This window comes from Bartonella sp. 11B (assembly GCF_002022625.1).
Lineage (GTDB): Bacteria > Pseudomonadota > Alphaproteobacteria > Rhizobiales > Rhizobiaceae > Bartonella > Bartonella rochalimae.
This window is the reverse complement of the sequence record NZ_CP019783.1, coordinates 827,241-849,563: the sequence shown is the minus strand read 5'-3', so window position 1 is coordinate 849,563 and position 22,323 is coordinate 827,241. Positions and strand designations below refer to the sequence as shown.

Sequence of the window (22,323 nt, the reverse complement as noted above, 5' to 3'; positions counted from 1 at the left end):
CTCTCTCTCCCGGTCTAATGTAATTTCCCTTAAAGTTTACTCTCTTAGAGAAAATCCAAATTAAAACTTAGTAGAAATACCAAAGTTCAGATTTTGTACATTATCGCCTTCTTGCTTAGTTAATGGCCAAGCATAATCAAAACGCAACGGACCAAATGGAGATTCCCACATTAAACTAATACCTGCAGATGTTCGCCATGAACTATGAGAATTTGTAACTGGCGTTTCATCTTTCAAAACAGGCTTATAATTATTACCATAAAGTGTCGCAGCATCTAAAAATACAGCACCACGGAATCCTAAACTATCAGGAACAATAGGTATAGGAAATTGCACTTCAGCAGTTCCATTCATATATGTTGTACCACCTAAGAAATACACTTCACCCAACTGAGAAACCTGACGCGGCCCTATTCCATTATATTTAAAGCCTCGAATCATATCATTGTTGCTTTTAAACATATCAAAAATACGAAGACCATCATCTCCTATTCCATATATATAACCCGCTCCAACAGAAAATAAACTGACCATATCCATTCGATCAGAGAGTGTCTTGTACATCATTGCCTTACCAGTTGTCTTCAAGAACTGCGCATCTCCACCAAGCCCTGCATATTCCTGAAGAAGACGAGCATATATACCATCATGGGGATTTTTCATATCATCGATGGAATTATAAGTTAAACCATAACTAATAGACGAGCGATGCCAAGGGCTATGCTTAGCAGCTTGAACGATTGCACCAGAATATTTTCCGTACAATTCTTTTACGACTTGGTCATCAGTTAAATCATATTGTGCACCAAAATCATATTCTTCTTGTACATAAGAATAAGCTAAATTAGCAGATAATTTATCATTAATTGGCAACCCAAATCGAAGCGAGCCACCTGTTTGCCGTACATCATATGCTTTATCAGCGCGATAAGTACTGCGAAAAATATCAAGACCCGCAGATGAACGATAACCTAAGAAATGAGGATCAACAAACGATAAATTATAATTACGAGATTTTTCTTGACCAGCCCCTAACCCCAAACGTACATATTGACCACGCCCTCCAAGGTTACGCTCAGTGACAGATACTTCAAGTGACATACCTGGACTCGTACCACCTGTCGTATACCCTCCAGAGAAAGAAAGATCTCCTGTTGGAACTTCTACTACATCTATAACCAATGTAACCTGATCAGGTTGATCGGTCGTAACCATTGAAATATTAACTGATTTAAAAAATCCTAGAGATTCTAGTCGACGTTTTGCACGTTGCACCATTGTTTGATTGTAAGCATCGCCTTCATTTAAATCAAGTTCACGCCGAATAACATAATCACGAGTCTTTTCATTACCACGTATCTCAATTCGCTGGACATACGCTCGAGGACCTTGCTCAATGTTATAAACAATTGAAATTGTATTATTCTTAAAATTACGGTTTCCTCTTGGATCAACTTTAGCAAAGGCATATCCAGAGTCAGCAACTTTATTATTAATAATTGCTACAGACTGCTCAACATGTTCCGCATTATAAACATCGCCTGTACGAGTTTTAATAATCTTTTTCAGAGACTGAGTATCAACTCCAGCAATATCACTTTCAATCTGAATATCACCAATTTTATAGCATGCCCCTTCATCAAGAATAAAATGAATTTTATAGGCATTATTTTTTTCATCATAAACTGCCTTAGATGAAATAACGCGAAAATCAGCATAACCACGACTATAATAAAAACGGCGAAGGGCCTCTTCATCTGCAGCTAGACGATCCTCTGTATAAACGTCACCCTTCAACAATAACGAAAATATTCCTGAAGGCTTCGTTAAAATCACATCACGCAAACGACGCACTCCAAATGTATTATTCCCTTGAAACGTAATATCGGCAATCTTTGTCCTCTGGCCTTCAACGATATTGAAAACCACATTTACACGTCCTTTACCCAAATTAATAGTTTGAACTGTAACAGAAACATTGTTGCGACCAACAGTCTTATATGCTTCACGAATCACTTTTATATCGGCTGAAAGCTTATCAGAACTGAAAGTTTCATTTTGTTTTAGAGTAATGAAACGTTTAAGATCAGGATCTTTAAATGTTTTATTCCCTTGAAAGAGTATCCGATTAACAACCTCATATTCTTTAACGGCTACAACAAGCTTATTGCCTACCTGATTTATTTTAATATCATAAAATAATCCTAGCTCAAAAAGACGTTTCACTTCAGCATCAATATCGCCTTCAGAAAAATTTCTTCCAGCTTTAATTCTCATATTATCTCTAATAGTCTGAGCAGCTACATACTTGTTACCACGAACTTCAATAGAATGAACAATTGATGCTTGTGTTTCCTCAACCATTGCAATTGACATAACAGCTGCTGCTGGAACAACTGCAACTATAGCTAGCACCAATGCAGATGTTGCGTTTAAAAATCTCGAATTCGCAGTCATTAGCCTCTTCACCTTAATACTCTCTTTGTTTTTAGGCACATATCCCTATAAGTTAAGTTACAGCAACTCCTTATTAGGAACTATTTATGCACTTAATTACCATCCCTAGCTTACTACGCCACAATATCTTGCGAATATAGTAAACAACCTGCTAATCTTTAATTATTCCTCAATTTATACAATATTCTCCATAAATAATAGCAAAACCAACAAAATAATCATTAAATAGCACAAAAATCATAAATACAATGACAATAAAAAATCCTATACGAAAAACAATTTCCTGAATTTTAGCTGGAACTGACTTACCAGTCATAGCTTCAGCAATATAAAACAATAAATGTTCACCATCAAGCGGTGGAATAGGAAAAAGATTAATAAGCCCAATGCGAATTGAAAAAAAGTTGTAAAATGCAACATAGAGGACAAACCTGTTTCACTAATTTTCCAAGCAATCTAAACAGTTTTAGAGGGACCGCTTAATTGGCAATGGTCTTCCTTGCACACCGATTAAACAACTAAAAAAGATTTTTTTGGATAATAATCAATGTTGTACTCTTTAATGACTCTGCTATTGATTCTATCCAATTATAGCAAATATGTTTCTTATAAATTGGATCTAAACGCTCAGAATTATAGAAAACAATAGAAACTCTCACACCAATCATATCGACCTAAACCTGATTGCCAAATCCATCATCTCGCTTGATTACTATAGGTTTAATTAATACCGTTAAAATTTGATCCACATACTCTATTTTAATTCTATAGAATCTCTACCATGTAAAATTACATAAGCTACTAAATCTCCAAAACTTTCAATCTGTTTACCATCCATTTCAACCAAAATGATTCCCCCGTATTAAAACAGCTTGAATAACTGAAGAATCTTTTTCTAGATAACCAAAAACCGGTTCAACAACTACACGTCCATAAAAAAAGAAAAAATGTTAAAATAACAACAGTAAAAAAAAACCTTGAATAAGGGATCAGCAAAAACAGTCATTGCTCTTTTCCAAGCATGAGCGCCCATAAATGAACCAGGTGTAAATGAAGATGATTTGGACGATGATGTTAGTCCATTATTATCTTCAATGAATTTTACATATCCTCCTAATAAAAAAAGCTCTAAACACCACCTTGTACCTCTCTTATCTGTATAACTCAGAAATTCTGATCCAAATCCAATCAAAAAACAGACGCCCGAATACCACACCATCTTCCAATAAGATAATGTCCCATCCCATGTACAAAAACGATAATTAAAATGGTAAAAATAACATTTAAGCCTCTTAAAAAGAGACCACCCACATTAAGTATATGACCTAAAAATTCCAAAGTATCATTTTCCAATAAAATCACATAAAAAAGATTAAAGGAGTATTCATATCAAACATAAACGAGCCAATTATATAAAAAAGAGAAGTAGCACCCACCAACCCGTCCATACGATCCATAAATCCTCCATGTCCAGGTAATAAAAAACCAGAATCTTTAACAGAGAATCGCCTTTTTAGCCATGATTGCCATAAATCACCTATTTGTGAAATAATGGATAATATTAAAGCAAGGAAGAATACAAAATAATTCACTGCACTGATACCAAAAACATAAATCACAACCACTATGCCACTAGAAAGCCCAGCAAGTGTTCCAACGATTGCCCCTGACCATGTTTTGTTAGGAGAAAATCGTGGTGCTAACTTCGGGCCACCAAAGACACGACCACCGAAATACGCAGCGATATCTGTACTCCACACTACTGCAAATAAAAAAATCACTCTCCAAAAACCCAATAAATCGTAGCCTCGTAAACAAGACAAAGCCACTACTGGAAAAGATGCGTATATAAATCCTCCAAAAATCCAACCAGCATTCCCAATAGACAGGAGAGCTAACAATACTGCTAGAATCATTAAAACACTGAACACTAATGAAGCAGATGTACTAAAAATCAACAAGAAACCACAAACACAATAAAAAACACTAGCTAATATTTTTTGTAAGAGGCCCCATTTCTCTTCAGTGATATCAATCCACTCATAAAGAATAAAACCACCAATTCCCCACGTAAACAAAAAAAACAAAGTTCCGCCACACCACGTTAGATACAAAGTAATAGTACCCAAAATAATGGCTGTCAGAATGCGAGACATAAGATTAGACAAAACAATCTCCAAACGATAAAAAAGAAGAATCAAGTGAAGAGATAATATCCAAAATTTTCTATGCAATATTTTATACCCGTACTTTTCTAAGATTTACTAATAATGATAGTAAAATTCGATAAAAAATGACACTTATAAAACTAACATCATCTATAATTACTTCAAAATTTTATCGATTAAAATTAAAATAAAAACAAAAAGAAAAGAGAGTTAAAATATGTTACCCAATTTTAAAAATCAGAAAACTTCTGCTCATTACTCATGAAAAACTTACGCAAATAATTAAATTTGATATCTATATTCTGTTCACATAAGATATTTTATTATTACAATCGTAAGTCATTTACTGAAGAATTAAAAGATTATCAAAAAAATTGCGAAATAATATATTTTTACCATTCTCTTAATCTATAGTAAATGGCAGATAACAAGAATATGATATCCTTGTCCAATGATAAAAATCTAAACCTGCATAATTTCAGTTTCTTTCAAAACCAAAATTTTATCAATCTCAGCTATAGTTTCATCCGTAAGCTTTTGAACTTTCTCAGACAAACTACGTGCTTCATCTTGTCCAATTTTTCCTTCCTTTTCTAACTTCTTTAAATTATCCATACCATCACGACGAACATGGCGAGCAGCAATACGAGCTTGCTCTGTATATTGATATGCAATTTTTACTAATTCCTTTCGACGCTCTTCATTTAATTCAGGTAAAGGAATACGCAAATTCACACCATCAGTAATAGGATTTAAACCAAGACCAGAATCACGAATAGCACGCTCAACAGCCCCAACCATCGTTTTATCCCATACAGAGACTGACAGCATTCGTGATTCCGGAACAGAAATATTGGCAACTTGATTTATTGGAACAATAGAGCCATAAGCCTCAACTGTCAAATGTTCTAATAAACTAGCCGATGCTCGCCCAGTCCGCAAACTACCTAATTCATGTTTAAAAGATGAAATAGCACCTTCCATGCGACGTTTCAGATCATCCATAATTAGTGTTATATCCATATTTATGCTTCCCTTCATTGTATCCTGAAAATCACTTTCATTCTGATACTATCGTAAACTGTCCCTCTCCATTCAACACCTTAGCCAAGCCACCCTTTTCATGAATAGAATATACAATAATAGGTAAATTATTCTCACGTGCTAAAGTCACAGCTGTTGTATCCATAACAGATAACCCCCCTTGTAAAATCTCAATATGCGTTAATTTATCAAAACGCTTAGCCATGGGATCTATTTTAGGGTCTGCAGAATAAATACCGTCCACTTGTGTTCCTTTCAACAACACATCTGCACCTATTTCTGCTGCACGTAAAGTAGCTGCAGAATCAGTGGTAAAAAATGGATTACCTGTACCACCAGCAAAAATAACAACTTTTCCTTGATTCATATAGCTTATTGCTTTGCGCTGCGAAAAACTTTCGCAAATTTGCGGCATAGCAATTGCCGATAAAACAACTGATTCAATCTTTAATTTCGTCAATGATGTCCATAATGCCAGAGAATTAATAGCAGTTGCAAGCATTCCCATATGATCGCCAGTTACACGATCCACACCACGTGAAGCAACAGCAACGCCACGAAAAATATTACCTCCACCTATAACAATAGCAACCTCTACGCCCATTGCTCGAACTTCAGCAATATCAGTAGCAATACGATCTACAACTGAAACATCAATGCCAAAACTTTGTCCTCCCATAAGTGCTTCACCAGACACTTTCAATAAGACACGTTTATATCGAAGAGCTAATGTCATTACAATCTCCCAAAAAGCATTTGTACTTTTTGTCTTCGATACACTAAGGGCACCATCTTGTCACGTAATACCCCTGAAATAATTACAATTTTTAATATTTATTGTGCTATAATTTGATGTTTCTAACAAATAATTCGGAAAATAACTAGCTCTTAACTACAGCTGCAACTTCTGCAGCAAAATCAGACTCTTCTTTCTCTATACCCTCGCCTAAAGCAAAACGGATAAAGCCTGTGATTTTAGCTGGTGCGCCAATGGATTGCTCTGCATTTTTCAAAGCAGTTTCAACAGTAATATCAGGATTCATAACAAAAGCTTGAGAAAGCAAAACCACTTCTTCATAAAACTTGCGCATGCGCCCTTCCACCATCTTTTCAATGATATTTTCAGGCTTTCCAGATTGACGTGCGTGATCTGAAAAAATCGACTTTTCCCGTTCAATAGCACTAGCATCAATATCTTGCGCTGTTAATGCTAATGGGTTAGTTGCAGCAATATGCATAGCAACTTGACGACCAAAAGCAGCAGCAGCTTCTTTATTCCCAGAAGTCTCAATAGCAACTAAAACACCAAGCTTACCAAGACCATTAGCAACAGCATTATGCATATAGGAAGCAACAACACCATCAGTAACAGATAATTTAGCTGAACGACGAAATGTCATATTCTCGCCAATTGTACCAATTGCATCTTTAATAACTGTCTCTACAGTCTCTTTAGAACCTGGATAAACAGATACAGAAACAGACTCAGCATCTCCTTTCGTATCTAAAGCAGCAATTGCTACATTGCGCACTATTTCCTGAAATGCATCGTTACGAGCAACAAAATCTGTTTCAGAATTAACTTCAACCAAAACAGCACTTAAACCTTTTGATAAAACGCCAATCAACCCCTCAGCTGCTGTACGGCTAGCCTTTTTGTCTGCTTTGGCTATTCCTTTTTTACGAAGCCAATCAACTGCAGCCTCCATATCACCATTGCTTTCTGCTAAAGCTGCTTTACAGTCCATCATACCAGCACCTGATAATTCTCGAAGTTCTTTCACTTGTGCAGCGGTAATACTCATATTTTCCTCTTTAATTTGATAATAATGAAAGCGCGTACAGAGAAATCCAACGCACACTCAAAACCTTTTCTATAAAAAAAGTGCTTTAACAGAAGTTTTCAAATTATTCTTCAGTAACAGTAGCCGAATCTTCTAAAACAGGCTCCACAGGCACATCTAACACAGGCTCCATAGGCGCATCAACTTGAGCTCCTAAATCAACTCCCATCGTACTTTGCTGACGAGCAATACCGTCAAGAGCAGCACGCGCAATAAGATCACAATAGAAAGTAACTGCACGCGAAGCATCATCATTACCCGGAATTGGATAATCAATATTATCAGGATCACAGTTAGTATCAATAACAGCAACAACTGGAATACCTAAACGCTTCGCTTCTTGGATAGCAATATTCTCTTTATTCGTATCAATGATAAACATAAGATCTGGAACAGATCCCATATCTTTAATACCACCAAGCGCACGATTAAGTTTTTCACGATCACGTTCAAGATTTAAACGCTCTTTTTTAGTAAAGCCCTGCACCCCAGAAGAAAGAGTTTTATCCAACTTTCGTAAACGATGGATCGAATTAGAAATTGTTTTCCAATTTGTTAGCATACCACCAAGCCAACGTGCATTAACATAGTATTGTGCAGAGCGATTTGCTGCATCAGAAATAATATCAGATGCCTGCCGTTTAGTGCCAACAAATAAAACACGCCCTCCACGTGCAACTGTATCTGAAACAACCTTAAGCGCTTGATGTAAAAGTGGAACAGTCTGAGAAAGATCAATAATATGAATATTATTACGCTGACCATAAATATAGGGAGCCATCTTTGGATTCCAGCGATGCGTCTGGTGACCAAAATGCACACCCGCCTCTAAAAGCTGGCGCATAGTAAAATCTGGTAATGCCATAATTTTATCCTTTCCGGTTTGACCTCCGCGGAAAAAGTAAGCAAGCCTACTACCGGTGGACATTTTCCAGAATCACTCTGCACTAGAATCACTCCGTAAACACCCAAAAATCCGCGTGTGAGATAATGCTACCATAATAACATTTGATTTTTTTTCAAGTTATTTTCTGCACATCATTTAATGTTATTAAGTTTGCAGTTATGCAGATCATTTTTCTCATCGAGAAATTGAAGACTCTTCAATTTTAAACGTATTGAGAAATCCCCATAATCTATAAGCAAGTGACGCACTACACCATTTTCATATAAATGAAAACTCTGACGATAAATCGGTAAACCATCCTTGTTTTTTGTATCATCAAAATGAGAAACTATAACATGCCAATAGCCACTCTCATCTAATTTTTTCAATTCCTTTATCTCAGAATCAGATACTGACTTTTTCTTTTCTCCAATAACAACACTTTCTTTTATCACTCTATCGCCACCATTATCTCCATCAAACAAAGTTGTATTATAAAAACGATGACCAGCCTTTGCGTGTCGAATAATATTTTTCAGGCTTGTAATTGGAAAATCAGCTTTCTCAAGCCTATACACATTTTCTTCTGGTTTCTTTAATTTAACTAAAGTTCCATTTTTAGTAAGCTCAGCAATTCCTTCGGTACTCTTTCCCACATTTTTTTCCATTACCTTTTTTATGTCAAAGTGGAATCTGTGACCATCACCTGTTGTATAAGTTTTTACCTCCTGACTCATTAAACGAACAGGCATACCTTCCGTATAAACGCGAACACCAAGGCTAGTATGTGTTGTATATCCCTGACATGCAGACCCCTTGATCTCATGAACCATGCGCCCAGACATTCCTATAACGACCGGATCCCAAGAAGCATTATCCATCTGAAAATCATAAACTACTCGATGAGGAGCTAAAAAAATAGCTTCTTCAGCTCTTACAGAACATAAATAAATAATATAAAAACCTATTATAAACAACAACTTAAGCATTCTTAACTTCCAGACTTATCTCATACCCATCAAATAATCAAAAACAAGAAAAGCTTCTACCTTAATTAACGACAGCATTTTCATTAAATCAAAACTATGCAGCAGGTTATTATATAATAATCATGAGACTAAAATATGACCGAATCAATTGAAAATCATTTAGAAAAATTCAACACTATTATTCTTGAAGTATTACAACCTGTTACAAACTGTAATAGTATTACAAAATGGTAATCAGCTTTTTATCTCTAGTCAGTTACCTCTTACTAATGAAAACCAGTAGAAATTGGGAAAATTGCTGCAACTGTCAACAATAAACAAGCCCAAAACTCAGCACAAGTGTAAGCTATTCCCTGCACAAATAAAAACAGCCCTTGGTAATTTAAATAAAATAAAAAAGTACTTAAAATCAGCGTCTTTGTTGCAGCAGATTCCAACTTTACCAATATTTCTCTCGTTGCTAATGGAGCTTCTGATCTACTTGTAAACCTCCTTGGTGATGAGCCTGGAAAACATGCTTGCTCTGCTATTGGGGTTGCTGTTCTTCCTATGATCGAGTAGAAATAGAAGCCCTTCTTTATAGAAATCTAATATCTTAGATAAAAACAAAAAATTCATTCATATTCTACCAAGTTTTCACATTTCTTCTTTTGCTTTAAGATCTAAACCATTGTAACTAACACTCTTTCTGGATTAAGGACGCTATCAAAGGAAATGCTTCATGCAACAAATTTATGATAATAATAATATTTTTGCTCGATTAATTCGTAATGAAATTCCATCTATTAGAGTCTATGAAAATAAAGATATTATTGCATTTATGGATATCATGCCTCAAGCGGAAGGTCATACGCTAGTCATTCCTCGAAAAAGCTGTAGAAATCTATTGGATGCAGATCCTGAAATATTATTTCCAGTTATTAAAGCTGTTCAAAAAATCACCAAAGCAGTAAAAAAAGCCTTTGAAGCAGATGGAGTAACCGTTATGCAATTTAATGAAGCAGCTAGCAAACAAACAGTTTACCATCTTCATTTCCATATTATACCGCGTATGGAAGGAGTAGAGCTCAATGCCCATACCAATGTAATAACACCCACAGAAATACTTGAAGAAAATGCAAAAAAAATCCGAGCAGCCCTTTTAATGCACCCCTAGATTGCAAAAGTTCCTCTGATCTGTCTCTTTGACAGAAACAAATGAAATACTATCAACTTTTCCCACTTTGAGACAAGTAAACATACTAGAAGGTGAAGTTTTAGCAACAGCTCCCCTTCTCCTCCATCCAATTTGAAGATAATTATACTGATTGTACTATTATTTCATAGTTTACCAAATAAAATTTCACCAGTTATTATAAAATTAGTTATTTTAAAATTGGCGTCTCGATCCATCAACTGTGCCTTAAGCTAAAAAGTAGATTTTTGCACAGTCTAACTGATGATTAATTGAGATAAATTTCAAATAAAACAATAGTATCGGACTAATTATGAAATTTCGATATAGATAACTAATTAGTTGCTTATATATTAGCATCGTTGCGATACATTTCAACAACTTCAACGACCTGATTGTGCTATATTTGAGTTAAGCACTAATAGCATAATTAAAATATACAATAATCAAATTTTCTTACTATTCTATTCTGTTAATTGACTATAATGTACCATCGACAATAAAATATTAAATAATTTTGGATGAATCTTCTCAACATCATTTAATAATGATAACTGTTTAAAAATTTTGGTCAATGATCTTTATAAAAAGATCCTTAAATATAATTAATTTAAACCTTTAAAATTTTGAATAATATAATGTATAATAGCGACAATTTTTTTATTCCCCAATTTTTGCCTTTTTCATTATTATAATCTTTTTATTTAGATAATTTCATTATGAATTTAAATTACAATTATTGTAATGTGATTACACATAGAATAAAAGCCCTCTCTGACGGCGATATTTTTTATAATTAGATTAAATTGGGTATAAAAATTCATAAAATGATGTTTATAAATAAATTAGTAATATCATTCGTTTAAATTATATAAAATCAACTAAAAATGTAAATATTAATAAAAAACTTTTAGCATAAATAGGATGTTATTAAGTGTATATCAACTGGTCAGAAATTGTGCATTGCTATAAAAAAGTAGGAATTGCTCTCACTGTTTTAGTTATTTTTTGCTCTTGGGCAATAGCCACTCCTAAAGAAGCTTATCCTGATAAATATGCAGCTATTGTTATAGATGCAAATACAGGAAAGACATTATTTCAAGCCAATGCAACTTTAAAGCGTTATCCTGCTTCTTTAACAAAAATGATGACAGTATACATGATCTTTGAAGCTATAAAAAACGGTCGCGTAACACCAAATACACCCATTCCTATTTCTAATTATGCAGCAACACGCCCACCAACAAAAATTGGTATTAAGGCAGGACAAACAATTGCTATAGAAGCCGCTACTAAAGCTCTTATTACAAAATCAGCAAATGATGTAGCTACCGCTATTGGCGAATATCTTGGTGGAAGTGAACAAAAATTTGCTCAAATGATGACAATAAAAGCGCGCACACTTGGTATGAAAAATACTCATTTTGCCAATGCTTCAGGCCTCCCAGATACACGTAATTATTCTACAGCGCAAGACATGGCCACCTTAGCGTTAGCCTTACGTAGACATTTTCCGGAACAATACAAGCTATTTAAAACAACACATTTTACATTTCGTGGACAGACAATTAATAACCATAATACATTAATCAAAACAATAAAAGGTGTTGACGGAATCAAAACAGGCTATACACAAATGTCAGGCTCTAATTTAGCAACATCAATGCGTATCAATGGACGTTCTGTTGTTGCTGTCGTTATGGGAGGAAAATCATCTAATACACGTAACATTCACATGGCTAATTTATTAAAGCAGTATTTGCCAAAAGCAAGCCGTGTAGAGAGTAATGAACATTTGGTGGCTACTGCTCGCTATAAATTACCTACTGGAGCTGCTACACCTATACCTCTTACAAAAAACAATTTAATTAATTCTGATGATGAAATTTCTAGCCTTTTAACAGCACTTGCAGAACAGCCTAACGATTCTAATACAGCTGTAGCTGCCGTAAACCAGGTTATTATACCAATTCCTAATCCTCACAAAACTGAGACTGTTAAAATGAATACAGTTATTTCTGCTTCTTTATCTAAAAATAGTGGATGGGCTATCCAAATTGGCTCTCTTCCTAGTGAAAAGCAAGCTAAGATCATGCTTTCAAAAGCAACAAATGCTGCTCATTCTACCTTACGATATGCATCTCCGCAGATGCAACCTTTTCAAAAAGATGGACATCATTATTATCGCGCTCGATTTATTGGCTTTCCATCAAAAAAAGCTGCACTGAATACTTGTATGGCTTTAAAGAAAGCAAATTTTAACTGCTATACTGTAGCTTATTAAAAATTTTGAATTCCATGTTAAGGATAGTGCTATGACACATAATGCTACTAACCCATCTGAAAAAGAAAAGCTTTTCAAACAACCATCTCTTCTTTCATTACGATCACTTCACGAAGCTGCAACAAAACTAGCTAATTTAAAACATAACTCAACTACATTGAATACTCATTCTCTTGTCAGCCTTCTCATTTGCCAAACAACTCGAAATCGTCGTTTAGCCATGCCTTCTGTACATATCCACTTACGTGTCGCAAGTAAAACTGGCAATGTACCTATTAAACTCCGCCTAGGAGCAACAAATAAATAGTTTACAATTAAATTTCAGAAAAATATTTTATAAATTTGAATAATTCTTATCTTAAAATCTATAAAGATTATAATGAGCCTGACATTTTTTACTGTCAGTTTTAAAATAATATTATCCTTACAATAAAAGCTGAGAATAGAAAAATATTATATTTCCTTAGTCTATTAAGACCTAAAAAACTCAATTGTATTTTTCATTATCAGAAAAGAAAATCCTATAGAAATTAACAAAAATATTCAGTATTTCTACTCAATAACTTAAAAACTTTCTTAATAGTGCATTACTGCTTAAGTAAGAAAGCATACATTACTGATATTATTGAATTTCTTTACTAGGTTGATGACTTTCTTACACACTAAATGATTTAACAAGATAAAACATTCAACGCAAGACCACCTTTGCTTGTTTCTTTATAACGTTCACTCATATCATGCCCTGTCTGACGCATTGTTTCAATACAAGTATCAAGAGAAACAAAATGGTTTCCATTACCGTGCAAAGCAAGAGAAGAGGCTGTTACAGCTTTAACAGCACCCATCGCATTACGTTCAATACAAGGAACCTGAACAAGACCAGAAACTGGATCACACGTCATACCTAAATGATGCTCAAGAGCAATCTCAGCTGCGTTTTCAATCTGCGCTGGCGTTCCACCCAATGCAGCTGTCAACCCTGCTGCTGCCATAGCAGACGCTGCTCCAACTTCACCCTGACAGCCGACTTCAGCACCAGAGATAGAAGCATTATGTTTAATAATACCACCTATAGCTGCTGCTGTTAATAAAAAATTATGAATTCCCTCTTTATCTGCACCATCATGAAATTGAGTATAATAGCGCAAAACAGCAGATACAACACCAGCTGCACCATTTGTCGGAGCCGTAACAATACGACCACCCGCAGCATTCTCTTCATTTACTGCCATAGCATATACAGAAAGCCAATCATTTGCTAAAAGTGGTTTATTGCAATTTTTTTTCTGATCCTCCAACAGCTTATCATGAAGTCTTTTAGCTCGTCTTGGGATACATAATCCACCTGGTAACTCACCTTCTTGTAAAAGCCCCCTATCAATACAATTTATCATAGCAGAAAAAATCTCATCAAGTGCAGTATTCAAAGCAGCACGGTCCATTTTGGTTTCTTCATTTATACGTTTCATTTCAGCAATTGAAAAACCCGAAGCTTTAGCCATTGATAACATTTTATCAGCCGAATCAAAGGGATATGGCACCTGTGATGTTTTTACTTTTGTGTTATAATCTGCACGATTTAATTCATCCTCAGTTACAACAAAACCACCACCAATAGAATAATAAATCTGTCGTAAAAGAACACTTCCCTCAGCATTAAGCCCTTCAAATGCGAGACCATTAGCATGTCCAGGCAAAATCCTTTTTCTTTCAAAAATGAGATCACTTTCTAAATCAAAGCGATAAACAGGATGACCTTCTGGCCATACTTTTTTTTCACGTTTCACTTGTTCAAAAAGCAACCCTATACAATCAGGATCAACAGTAGATGCTTTTTCCCCTAAAAGCCCTAATACAACAGCTCTATCGGTAGCGTGACCTATTCCTGTAAAAGCTAATGAACCATGAAGATAAACTCGAATATGAGAAATCTTAAGACGCGATGGCTGAGAAAGATTCCTTGCAATAATCTCCTGCAAAAACATATTAGCAGCTAGCATTGGACCCATTGTATGAGAACTAGAAGGACCAATGCCAATCTTAAAAATTTCAAAAACAGATAAAAACACCGCCCATCTCAAAATCAAACGCGGATCTTGAGTACACGTTTTTCATTAAAATTAAATTGTAAAGTAAATAAAAAAAATAATAGCTACAAACATGAACGTAGCACGTCTTGCTACCATCCAGCAATCCTTTTCTATAGCATTTTCCATATCTAACCCTTAAGGAGTAAACAATAACCTAAAACACCCCCATCTCACTATATGAAATATAGTAAAATAAGTATTAAGACGCAATATTAAAATAAAATGTAAAATGAAAAGTTTCATAAAACATTTTGTGTAATTCTTCATTTTATACTCAAACAAATAAAAATAACTCCTAACATGACTGAATAAAACGCACAAAGTTTCTGATCGGTTCGCGCTCAGTCTCAAAATTATTTTCTGGAGCATTTGCATCACGATAACCAAGAGCCATACCACAAATAATACGCTCTTCGGAAGGTACTGACAAAAGTGCACATAATTGCTTATGATAATCAGCAAATGCAGCTTGGGGACACGTATCTAATCCAAAGCCACGCGCAACTAACATAATGGTTTGCATAAACATACCTAAATCAAGCCAACTCCCAATCTCCATATCTTGGTCCATTGTGAATAAAAATCCAACAGGTGCACCAAAAAATGAAAAATTCCGTGCTTGTTGGCGTAACATTTTTTCTTGCTCACCTTTTTGAATTCCAAGACTTTTATAAAGATCTAAACCAACTTTTCTACGTCGAGAAAGATAAGGCTCACGCCATTGACGTGGATAATATTGATATTCACGCTCCCCTTTTATACCCGATAATACCAATTGTGAAAGCTCCTCTCCAACTTTCTGCAACGCTTCCCCTGTCAAAACAATCACTTTCCAGGGTTGAAGATTTGTTCCAGATGGAGCCCGTGCTGCAAATCTTAATATTTGCTCAATTACTTCTCGCTTAACAGGTTGATCAGTGAAAGCTCGAATTGATTTTCGTGATAAAACAGATTGAAAAACATCAACAATAGAACCCTTCATTGTACTTACTTTCTCTTATATGAAAGATAATTTAAATGCCGCTCTTCTTTAATGAAAAAAATAAAAAACTCTTATACTTCCTAATTTAGGATCTCTAGTACACTGGATAAGGCAAATTTGTTGGTTACATGCTTTATCTGCTAATCTTATCTCTTTTTTTCTGCTTACTATGGCTTTCTCTCACCAATGAATTATATAAAAATGGGATAAAATCAATAGATTCTATATTTTTAAAATCATTTGCAGAAACTATACTTTAATGCATATTTCAATTGCCTAATCTTTATAAAATATAAAAACTCACCAAGCTTTAACAAAAACAATAAGGAAAAAATAGCGCGAGTATCATAATGCACATAAATATTCAATAAAGCATAAAATAACCTTTATTATTACAACATTAAACCGCATAATCTGCTCTTATTATGGTATTAAGAAGAACTCATTAAAATTATCAATAAAATCAACTATATGTATTTCTGAAAATCTTATTTTATTTAACAACGGGAACCATTAATTGCAAAAAATATGATTATGTAAAAATTTATAAACACATAGAATATTAAATAAAGAACAAGACAAAATACATCGTACCAAACATAAACAGAAATACGGTGGTATCTCTTGAACGCTTATTGTTTACATTATTTTGCGAAAAAATCCTATCATAAAGTATGATAACTGCATTTAAAATTGTTATTTGACTGCTATAATCTCTACAACTTCTCTTGTAAGTTTTTATTTCCTTACAAAAATATTATAATACATAGAACAGATAGTAATTCTATGATATAATTTCCGTGTTTATACAACAAATTAATTTTTGATACTGTAATCAATAATTTAAGTGTTTCATGCACTATATCAATATGTATTACTTATTCTTGAAAAGACATAAAAATTGTTCACACTAAGTTTGCTCTTATTCCTAGATCAAAAAAAGAGGATAACCGTCTTCCCCAATTCCGGCTACTGCAACAGCTAAAATTACTCAAATCAATTTTGAGTTTAGTGTTTCTCAATCCAAGTTTTGATATTTAGTATTTTAGTGTTACACGTAATTTCTTTTTATATTAGTATAAATATCACTATAAATATCACTAAAAGACACCTTAATTTTGAGATAGAATTTTACTAAGTTTTTAGTCAAACTTATAAAACTTAAAGTTAACGATTAACTCCTAATTCAGCTAAACTCTCAAAAAAAGTCTCTTCGATACATTCTAAATCATTTAATAAATCAGTAATATCGCTCTGCATCTGCCGCAAATCAGCACGTTTTTTATTGATAGTTTCAATTAATTCTTTAAGTTTTTTTTCATTATCAGGTGGTTTTCTATCTATTGCGAATATATTGGATATCTCAGATAAGGAAAAATTAACCCTCCTAGCCTGTAATATTTGCTTCAATTTACAACGGTCCATTTGCGTATACAACCGCTTACGCCCACGCCGAAAAGGCGTAAGTAATCCTTCTTCTTCATAATAACGCAAAGTCCGAGCAGTTATTGAAAACTCTTGAGTTAAATCATCAATTGAATAATATCCTTGCATTCTAATATCTGTTCAATAAATCAACTACATTGTTATCCAAAACGTATAGGCTTTTTATCAAATCTTAGTTAGAATTTTCTTATTGTTTTCTTTTGAAAGATAAAAAATATAAACTGAAGAAAACTTTCTAAAAAGAATACCTTTTTTATCAAATAATCTAACTTCTTTATCTTATCCCTTGAAAGGTAACAAACAACTACCATTTATTTTATAGATCTTTCAATTTTCAATATACAAAAATAAATTTCTCTTCCTAATTACCTAAATATCGCAAACTTATAGTAGAACAATCAAAATACTAAATATTATAATTAAAAATTTTAATTTACATTAAAATTTCTTAAATCTAAGATCACCTTATAAAACTTTTATAAAAACACATTTATCAGAAATGCTATTCTGAATTTTAAAGCCTAATAAAAATGCCTAATTTTATTTCAGGCGCTTTACATCTTTCTTAGCATTATTAATCATTCTGCAACAGTACTAGTTGTCATATTTGTTAACATAGCTTTCGTGGTTTCGTCATCACTGGATTTTCGGCGCTCATTCATAATCAAATCATCACGAACAGTAGCAATACGACGAATTTGGGCAATCGCACCACCTGTACCTGCAGGTATAAGCCGACCAACAATAACATTTTCTTTAAGCCCTTGCAGAGTATCAATTTTTCCAGAAACTGCCGCTTCAGTAAGCACACGCGTTGTTTCCTGAAATGACGCTGCTGAAATAAAAGAGGGTGTCTGAAGAGATGCTTTTGTAATTCCAAGAAGTATAGGATTACCTACTGCAGGTTTTTTACCTTCCGCAATTAGATTATCATTGATTTCGTCTAACTCAATACGATCAACATGATCACCTGCAATATAACCAGAATCACCAGCTTCAGTAATTTCAACTTTTTGCAACATCTGGCGAACAATCACTTCAATGTGCTTATCATTAATCAAAACACCCTGTAAACGGTAAACTTCCTGAATCTCATTAACAAGATAAGACGCCAAAGCTTCAACACCTTTAATTGCCAAAATATCGTGAGGCGCTGGATTACCATCAAGGATATAATCACCTTTCTCAATCTGATCACCCTCTTGCAAATGAAATAATTTACCCTTTGGAATTAAATATTCTATTGGTTCAAGGGATTCATCATGTGGTTCAATAATAATACGGCGTTTATTTTTATAACCACGACCAAATCGAACTGTACCACTAATTTCAGCAATAATAGCATGATCCTTTGGACGACGTGCTTCAAAAAGCTCAGCTACACGTGGCAAACCACCGGTAATATCCTTAGTTTTAGCGCTTTCCATTGGCAAACGTGCAATAACATCGCCTGCCTTAACATAAGAACCAGGCTCAACAGAAAGAATTGTCTCTACCGACATCATATAACGGGCCTCGCCACCTTTATACAATTTAGCAATAGTTTCGCTTTTCTTATCTGTATAGATGATAATCGCTGGTTTTAGCTCAGCACCACGTGGGTTAGCACGCCAATCAATCACCAAACGCTTAGTAATACCTGTAGATTCATCAGCTGTTTCAGTAACTGATAAACCATCAACCATATCTTCAAAACCTATATAACCATCGACTTCAGTCAGAACTGGCCGTGTATAAGGATCCCACTCTGCTATACGTTGACCGCATTTTACAACATCACCATCATCAACAAAAATACGTGCTCCATAACTAATACGATGTACAACACGTTCTTTACCAGCCTCATCCTTAATAATAATAGCCATATTGCGCCCCATAACCACCAAATGGCCTTCAGAATTCCTAACCACGTTGCGGTTACGAATTTCTATTGTACCCTCATAAGACGCCTCAAAATAAGATGAATCAACAACCTGTGCTGTTCCACCTAAGTGGAAAGTACGCATCGTAAGTTGAGTTCCTGGCTCACCAATTGATTGAGCTGCAATAACACCAACTGCTTCCCCCTGATTAACCAATGTTCCACGTGCTAAATCACGACCATAGCACTTAGCACAAACACCAAGACGCGTTTCACAGGTCAAAGCAGAACGTATTTGAACAGACTGAATCCCTGCCTCTTCAATCTTAGCAACATCAGATTCTTCAATCATTGCACCACCTTCAAGAATAACCTCACCAGAAACTGGATGCAAAATATCAAGAAGTGCCGTACGACCAAGAATTCTCTGACCAAGAGAAGCAACAATTTGTCCTGAATCAACGATTGGCTGCATAGTAAGGCCTTTCATAGTACCACAATCAACCGTTGAAATAATAGCATCTTGCGCAACATCAACAAGACGCCGCGTTAAATAACCAGAGTTAGCAGTTTTTAAAGCAGTATCAGCAAGCCCTTTACGTGCACCGTGCGTTGAATTAAAGTATTCATTAACAGTCAAACCTTCTTTAAAATTAGAAATAATTGGTGTTTCAATAATTTCACCCGACGGTTTTGCCATTAACCCGCGCATCCCAGCCAACTGCCTCATCTGATTAGCAGAACCACGCGCACCGGAATGTGACATCATATAAATTGAATTCATTTGCCGTTTACGACCTGTCTTAGGATCAAATTCAATTGCTTGAATACGCTTCATCATCTCATCGGCAACACGATCGGTACATTTACCCCAAGCATCAACGATTTTGTTATATTTCTCACTTTGGGTAATTAAACCATCACTATATTGCTGCTCATATTCCTTAGCAAGAGCTTCCGTTTCTGCTACTAAATGAGACTTACTATCAGGAATAACCATATCACCTTTACCAAATGAAATTCCAGCACGACAAGCATGAGAAAAGCCAAGCTGCATGATACGATCACAGAAAATCACAGTTTCTTTTTGCCCACAATGTCTATAAACTTGGTCAATCATTTTAGAAATATTCTTTTTAGTCATTTCTTGATTAACAATATCAAACGAAATATTCGGATTTTTTGGTAAAAGTTCACCAATAATTAAACGACCAGGTGTTGTATCATAGAGTTTCGAAACAACTTCACCATCCTTATTAAGATCCTTAAAACGGCCTTTAATTTTTGTATGCAAAGTTACAATTTTATTTTCTAGAGCATGATGCAATTCACCCATATCTGCAAAAGCCATCCCTTCACCTGGTTCTTTTTCAGAAACAATTGAAAGGTAGTAAAGACCAAGAACCATATCCTGTGATGGAACAATAATCGGTGCACCATTAGCTGGATGAAGAATATTATTGGTTGACATCATCAAAACACGAGCTTCAAGCTGCGCTTCAAGAGAGAGAGGGACGTGAACAGCCATCTGATCACCGTCAAAATCTGCGTTAAATGCTGTACACACTAACGGATGAAGTTGTATAGCTTTCCCTTCAATCAAGATAGGTTCAAAAGCCTGAATTCCTAAGCGGTGAAGTGTCGGCGCACGATTCAGCAACACAGGATGTTCACGAATAACCTCATCTAAGATATCCCAAACTTCTGGATGTTCCTTTTCAACAAGCTTCTTGGCCTGCTTTACAGTAGATGAATATCCCTTTGCATCAAGTCGCGCATAAATAAAAGGCTTAAATAACTCAAGAGCCATTTTTTTCGGAAGACCACATTGATGTAATTTCAATTCAGGACCTGTTACGATAACAGAGCGACCTGAATAATCAACACGCTTCCCAAGTAGATTCTGACGGAAACGTCCTTGCTTACCTTTTAGCATATCTGAAAGGGATTTTAATGGACGCTTATTTGCGCCAGTAATCACACGCCCGCGACGACCATTATCAAATAACGCGTCAACGGCTTCTTGCACCATACGCTTTTCATTGCGGATAATAATTCCAGGAGCACGCAACTCAATTAATCGCTTTAAGCGGTTGTTCCGGTTAATAACACGTCGATAAAGATCATTCAAATCTGAGGTAGCAAAACGACCACCATCTAATGGAACCAATGGACGCAAATCTGGTGGAATGACTGGAATAGTTTTCATAATCATCCACTCTGGTTTATTACCAGATTCAAGAAAATTCTCAACGATCTTAAGCCGTTTAATCAGTTTTGCCTGTTTTAATTCTGAAGTTGTTTCCGCTAACTCCATACGCAAATCATTAGCAATTTTATCCAATTCCATTCCCGCAAGAAGCTCATAAATAGCCTCTGCACCAATCATAGCTGAAAATTGATCCTCTCCAAATTCATCAACAGCAAGCATATATTCTTCTTCTGATAAAAGCTGATGTAACTTAAGAGATGTCAATCCTGGTTCTGTAACAATATAATTCTCAAAATAAAGAACTCTTTCGATATCTTTTAAAGTCAAATCTAAAAGAGTAGAAATACGACCAGGTAATGACTTAAGAAACCAAATATGAACTACGGGAGCTGCAAGCTCAATATGACCCATACGCTCACGACGCACCCGTGAAAGAGTGACTTCTACACCACATTTCTCACAGATAATACCCTTATATTTCATACGTTTATATTTACCACATAAACATTCATAATCTTTAATAGGGCCAAATATACGAGCACAAAAAAGACCATCACGCTCTGGCTTAAATGTCCGGTAGTTGATAGTCTCTGGTTTTTTAATTTCACCATATGACCAAGACAGAATCTTCTCAGGACTCGCAATAGAAATACGAATAGAGTCAAATGTCTGCACTGGTGCCTGAGGATTGAAAAGATTCATGACCTCGTGGTTCATGCTGTTCTCCTTCAAAGATTCTAAAACTAGCCACAATAGCTTTTCTCTTTGTTAAAGCTTTATTTGAGACTTGTTTTCACTTTTAAAATGTTCCGCCATCTAATAGAAATTTCTCTATTATAACTTTATAAAAAAATCAGAGCATACTATTTTAAAATATGCTTCCTCA

The 22,323-nt window shown here is 34.9% G+C and carries 15 protein-coding genes and 1 pseudogene; 4 read left to right on the top strand and 12 right to left on the bottom strand.

The genetic code is table 11. The features are described from left to right. Positions 1-60: 60 nt before the first annotated feature. From bamA to Bho11B_RS03560, 8 genes and pseudogenes are all read right to left on the bottom strand, one after another. Complete coding sequence (gene bamA, locus Bho11B_RS03595; RefSeq protein ID WP_035005990.1) at positions 61-2,457, bottom strand: outer membrane protein assembly factor BamA; 2,397 nt, start codon at positions 2,455-2,457, stop codon at positions 61-63. A gap of 169 nt (positions 2,458-2,626) precedes the next feature. Then, positions 2,627-3,795, bottom strand: a pseudogene (locus Bho11B_RS03590) (RIP metalloprotease). 20 nt (positions 3,796-3,815) lie between these two features. Beyond that, positions 3,816-4,625: a phosphatidate cytidylyltransferase gene (locus Bho11B_RS03585; protein WP_035005991.1), complete on the bottom strand. Its 810-nt coding sequence runs from the start codon at positions 4,623-4,625 to the stop codon at positions 3,816-3,818. A gap of 462 nt (positions 4,626-5,087) precedes the next feature. After that, the gene (gene frr, locus Bho11B_RS03580; RefSeq protein WP_035005993.1) at positions 5,088-5,648 is read right to left on the bottom strand and encodes a ribosome recycling factor; all 561 of its coding nucleotides are present in this window, start codon (positions 5,646-5,648) and stop codon (positions 5,088-5,090) included. A gap of 37 nt (positions 5,649-5,685) precedes the next feature. Beyond that, complete coding sequence (pyrH, locus tag Bho11B_RS03575; RefSeq protein WP_035005994.1) at positions 5,686-6,405, bottom strand: UMP kinase; 720 nt, start codon at positions 6,403-6,405, stop codon at positions 5,686-5,688. A 145-nt stretch (positions 6,406-6,550) separates the two neighbouring features. Beyond that, on the bottom strand, positions 6,551-7,474 hold the full coding sequence (gene tsf / locus Bho11B_RS03570; protein WP_078673688.1) for a translation elongation factor Ts: 924 nt from the start codon (positions 7,472-7,474) through the stop codon (positions 6,551-6,553). A 103-nt stretch (positions 7,475-7,577) separates the two neighbouring features. Then, positions 7,578-8,378, bottom strand: a complete 801-nt coding sequence (gene rpsB / locus Bho11B_RS03565) for a 30S ribosomal protein S2 (protein ID WP_035005998.1) — start codon at positions 8,376-8,378, stop codon at positions 7,578-7,580. A gap of 173 nt (positions 8,379-8,551) precedes the next feature. Further along, positions 8,552-9,388: an EipB family protein gene (locus Bho11B_RS03560; RefSeq protein WP_035005999.1), complete on the bottom strand. Its 837-nt coding sequence runs from the start codon at positions 9,386-9,388 to the stop codon at positions 8,552-8,554. Between the two features lie 227 nt (positions 9,389-9,615). Between Bho11B_RS03560 and Bho11B_RS07365 the strand changes: the two genes are divergently transcribed. From Bho11B_RS07365 to Bho11B_RS03540, 4 genes are all read left to right on the top strand, one after another. Continuing rightward, positions 9,616-9,705: an F-box protein gene (locus tag Bho11B_RS07365; RefSeq protein WP_153300821.1), complete on the top strand. Its 90-nt coding sequence runs from the start codon at positions 9,616-9,618 to the stop codon at positions 9,703-9,705. A 404-nt stretch (positions 9,706-10,109) separates the two neighbouring features. Continuing rightward, positions 10,110-10,544, top strand: coding sequence for an HIT family protein (locus tag Bho11B_RS03550; protein WP_078673687.1), 435 nt, complete (start codon positions 10,110-10,112; stop codon positions 10,542-10,544). Positions 10,545-11,496: 952 nt separating this feature from the next. Beyond that, entirely contained in the window at positions 11,497-12,846 is a 1,350-nt protein-coding gene (locus tag Bho11B_RS03545; RefSeq protein ID WP_078673686.1) for a D-alanyl-D-alanine carboxypeptidase, read from the top strand. Between the two features lie 31 nt (positions 12,847-12,877). Continuing rightward, complete coding sequence (locus tag Bho11B_RS03540) at positions 12,878-13,153, top strand: hypothetical protein (RefSeq protein WP_078673685.1); 276 nt, start codon at positions 12,878-12,880, stop codon at positions 13,151-13,153. A gap of 364 nt (positions 13,154-13,517) precedes the next feature. On the opposite strand, the gene Bho11B_RS03535 is transcribed toward Bho11B_RS03540, so the two are convergent. The 4 genes from Bho11B_RS03535 to rpoC form a co-directional block, all read right to left on the bottom strand. Beyond that, complete coding sequence (locus Bho11B_RS03535; RefSeq protein WP_035006007.1) at positions 13,518-14,915, bottom strand: L-serine ammonia-lyase; 1,398 nt, start codon at positions 14,913-14,915, stop codon at positions 13,518-13,520. Positions 14,916-15,231: 316 nt separating this feature from the next. Continuing rightward, on the bottom strand, positions 15,232-15,918 hold the full coding sequence (locus tag Bho11B_RS03530; protein ID WP_035006008.1) for a nitroreductase: 687 nt from the start codon (positions 15,916-15,918) through the stop codon (positions 15,232-15,234). Positions 15,919-17,085: 1,167 nt separating this feature from the next. Then, positions 17,086-17,472 (bottom strand): MerR family DNA-binding transcriptional regulator, encoded by a 387-nt coding sequence (locus tag Bho11B_RS03525; protein ID WP_035006010.1) that lies wholly within the window; start codon positions 17,470-17,472, stop codon positions 17,086-17,088. A 470-nt stretch (positions 17,473-17,942) separates the two neighbouring features. Beyond that, entirely contained in the window at positions 17,943-22,154 is a 4,212-nt protein-coding gene (gene rpoC / locus Bho11B_RS03520) for a DNA-directed RNA polymerase subunit beta' (RefSeq protein WP_078673684.1), read from the bottom strand. Between the last annotated feature and the right edge of the window lie 169 nt (positions 22,155-22,323).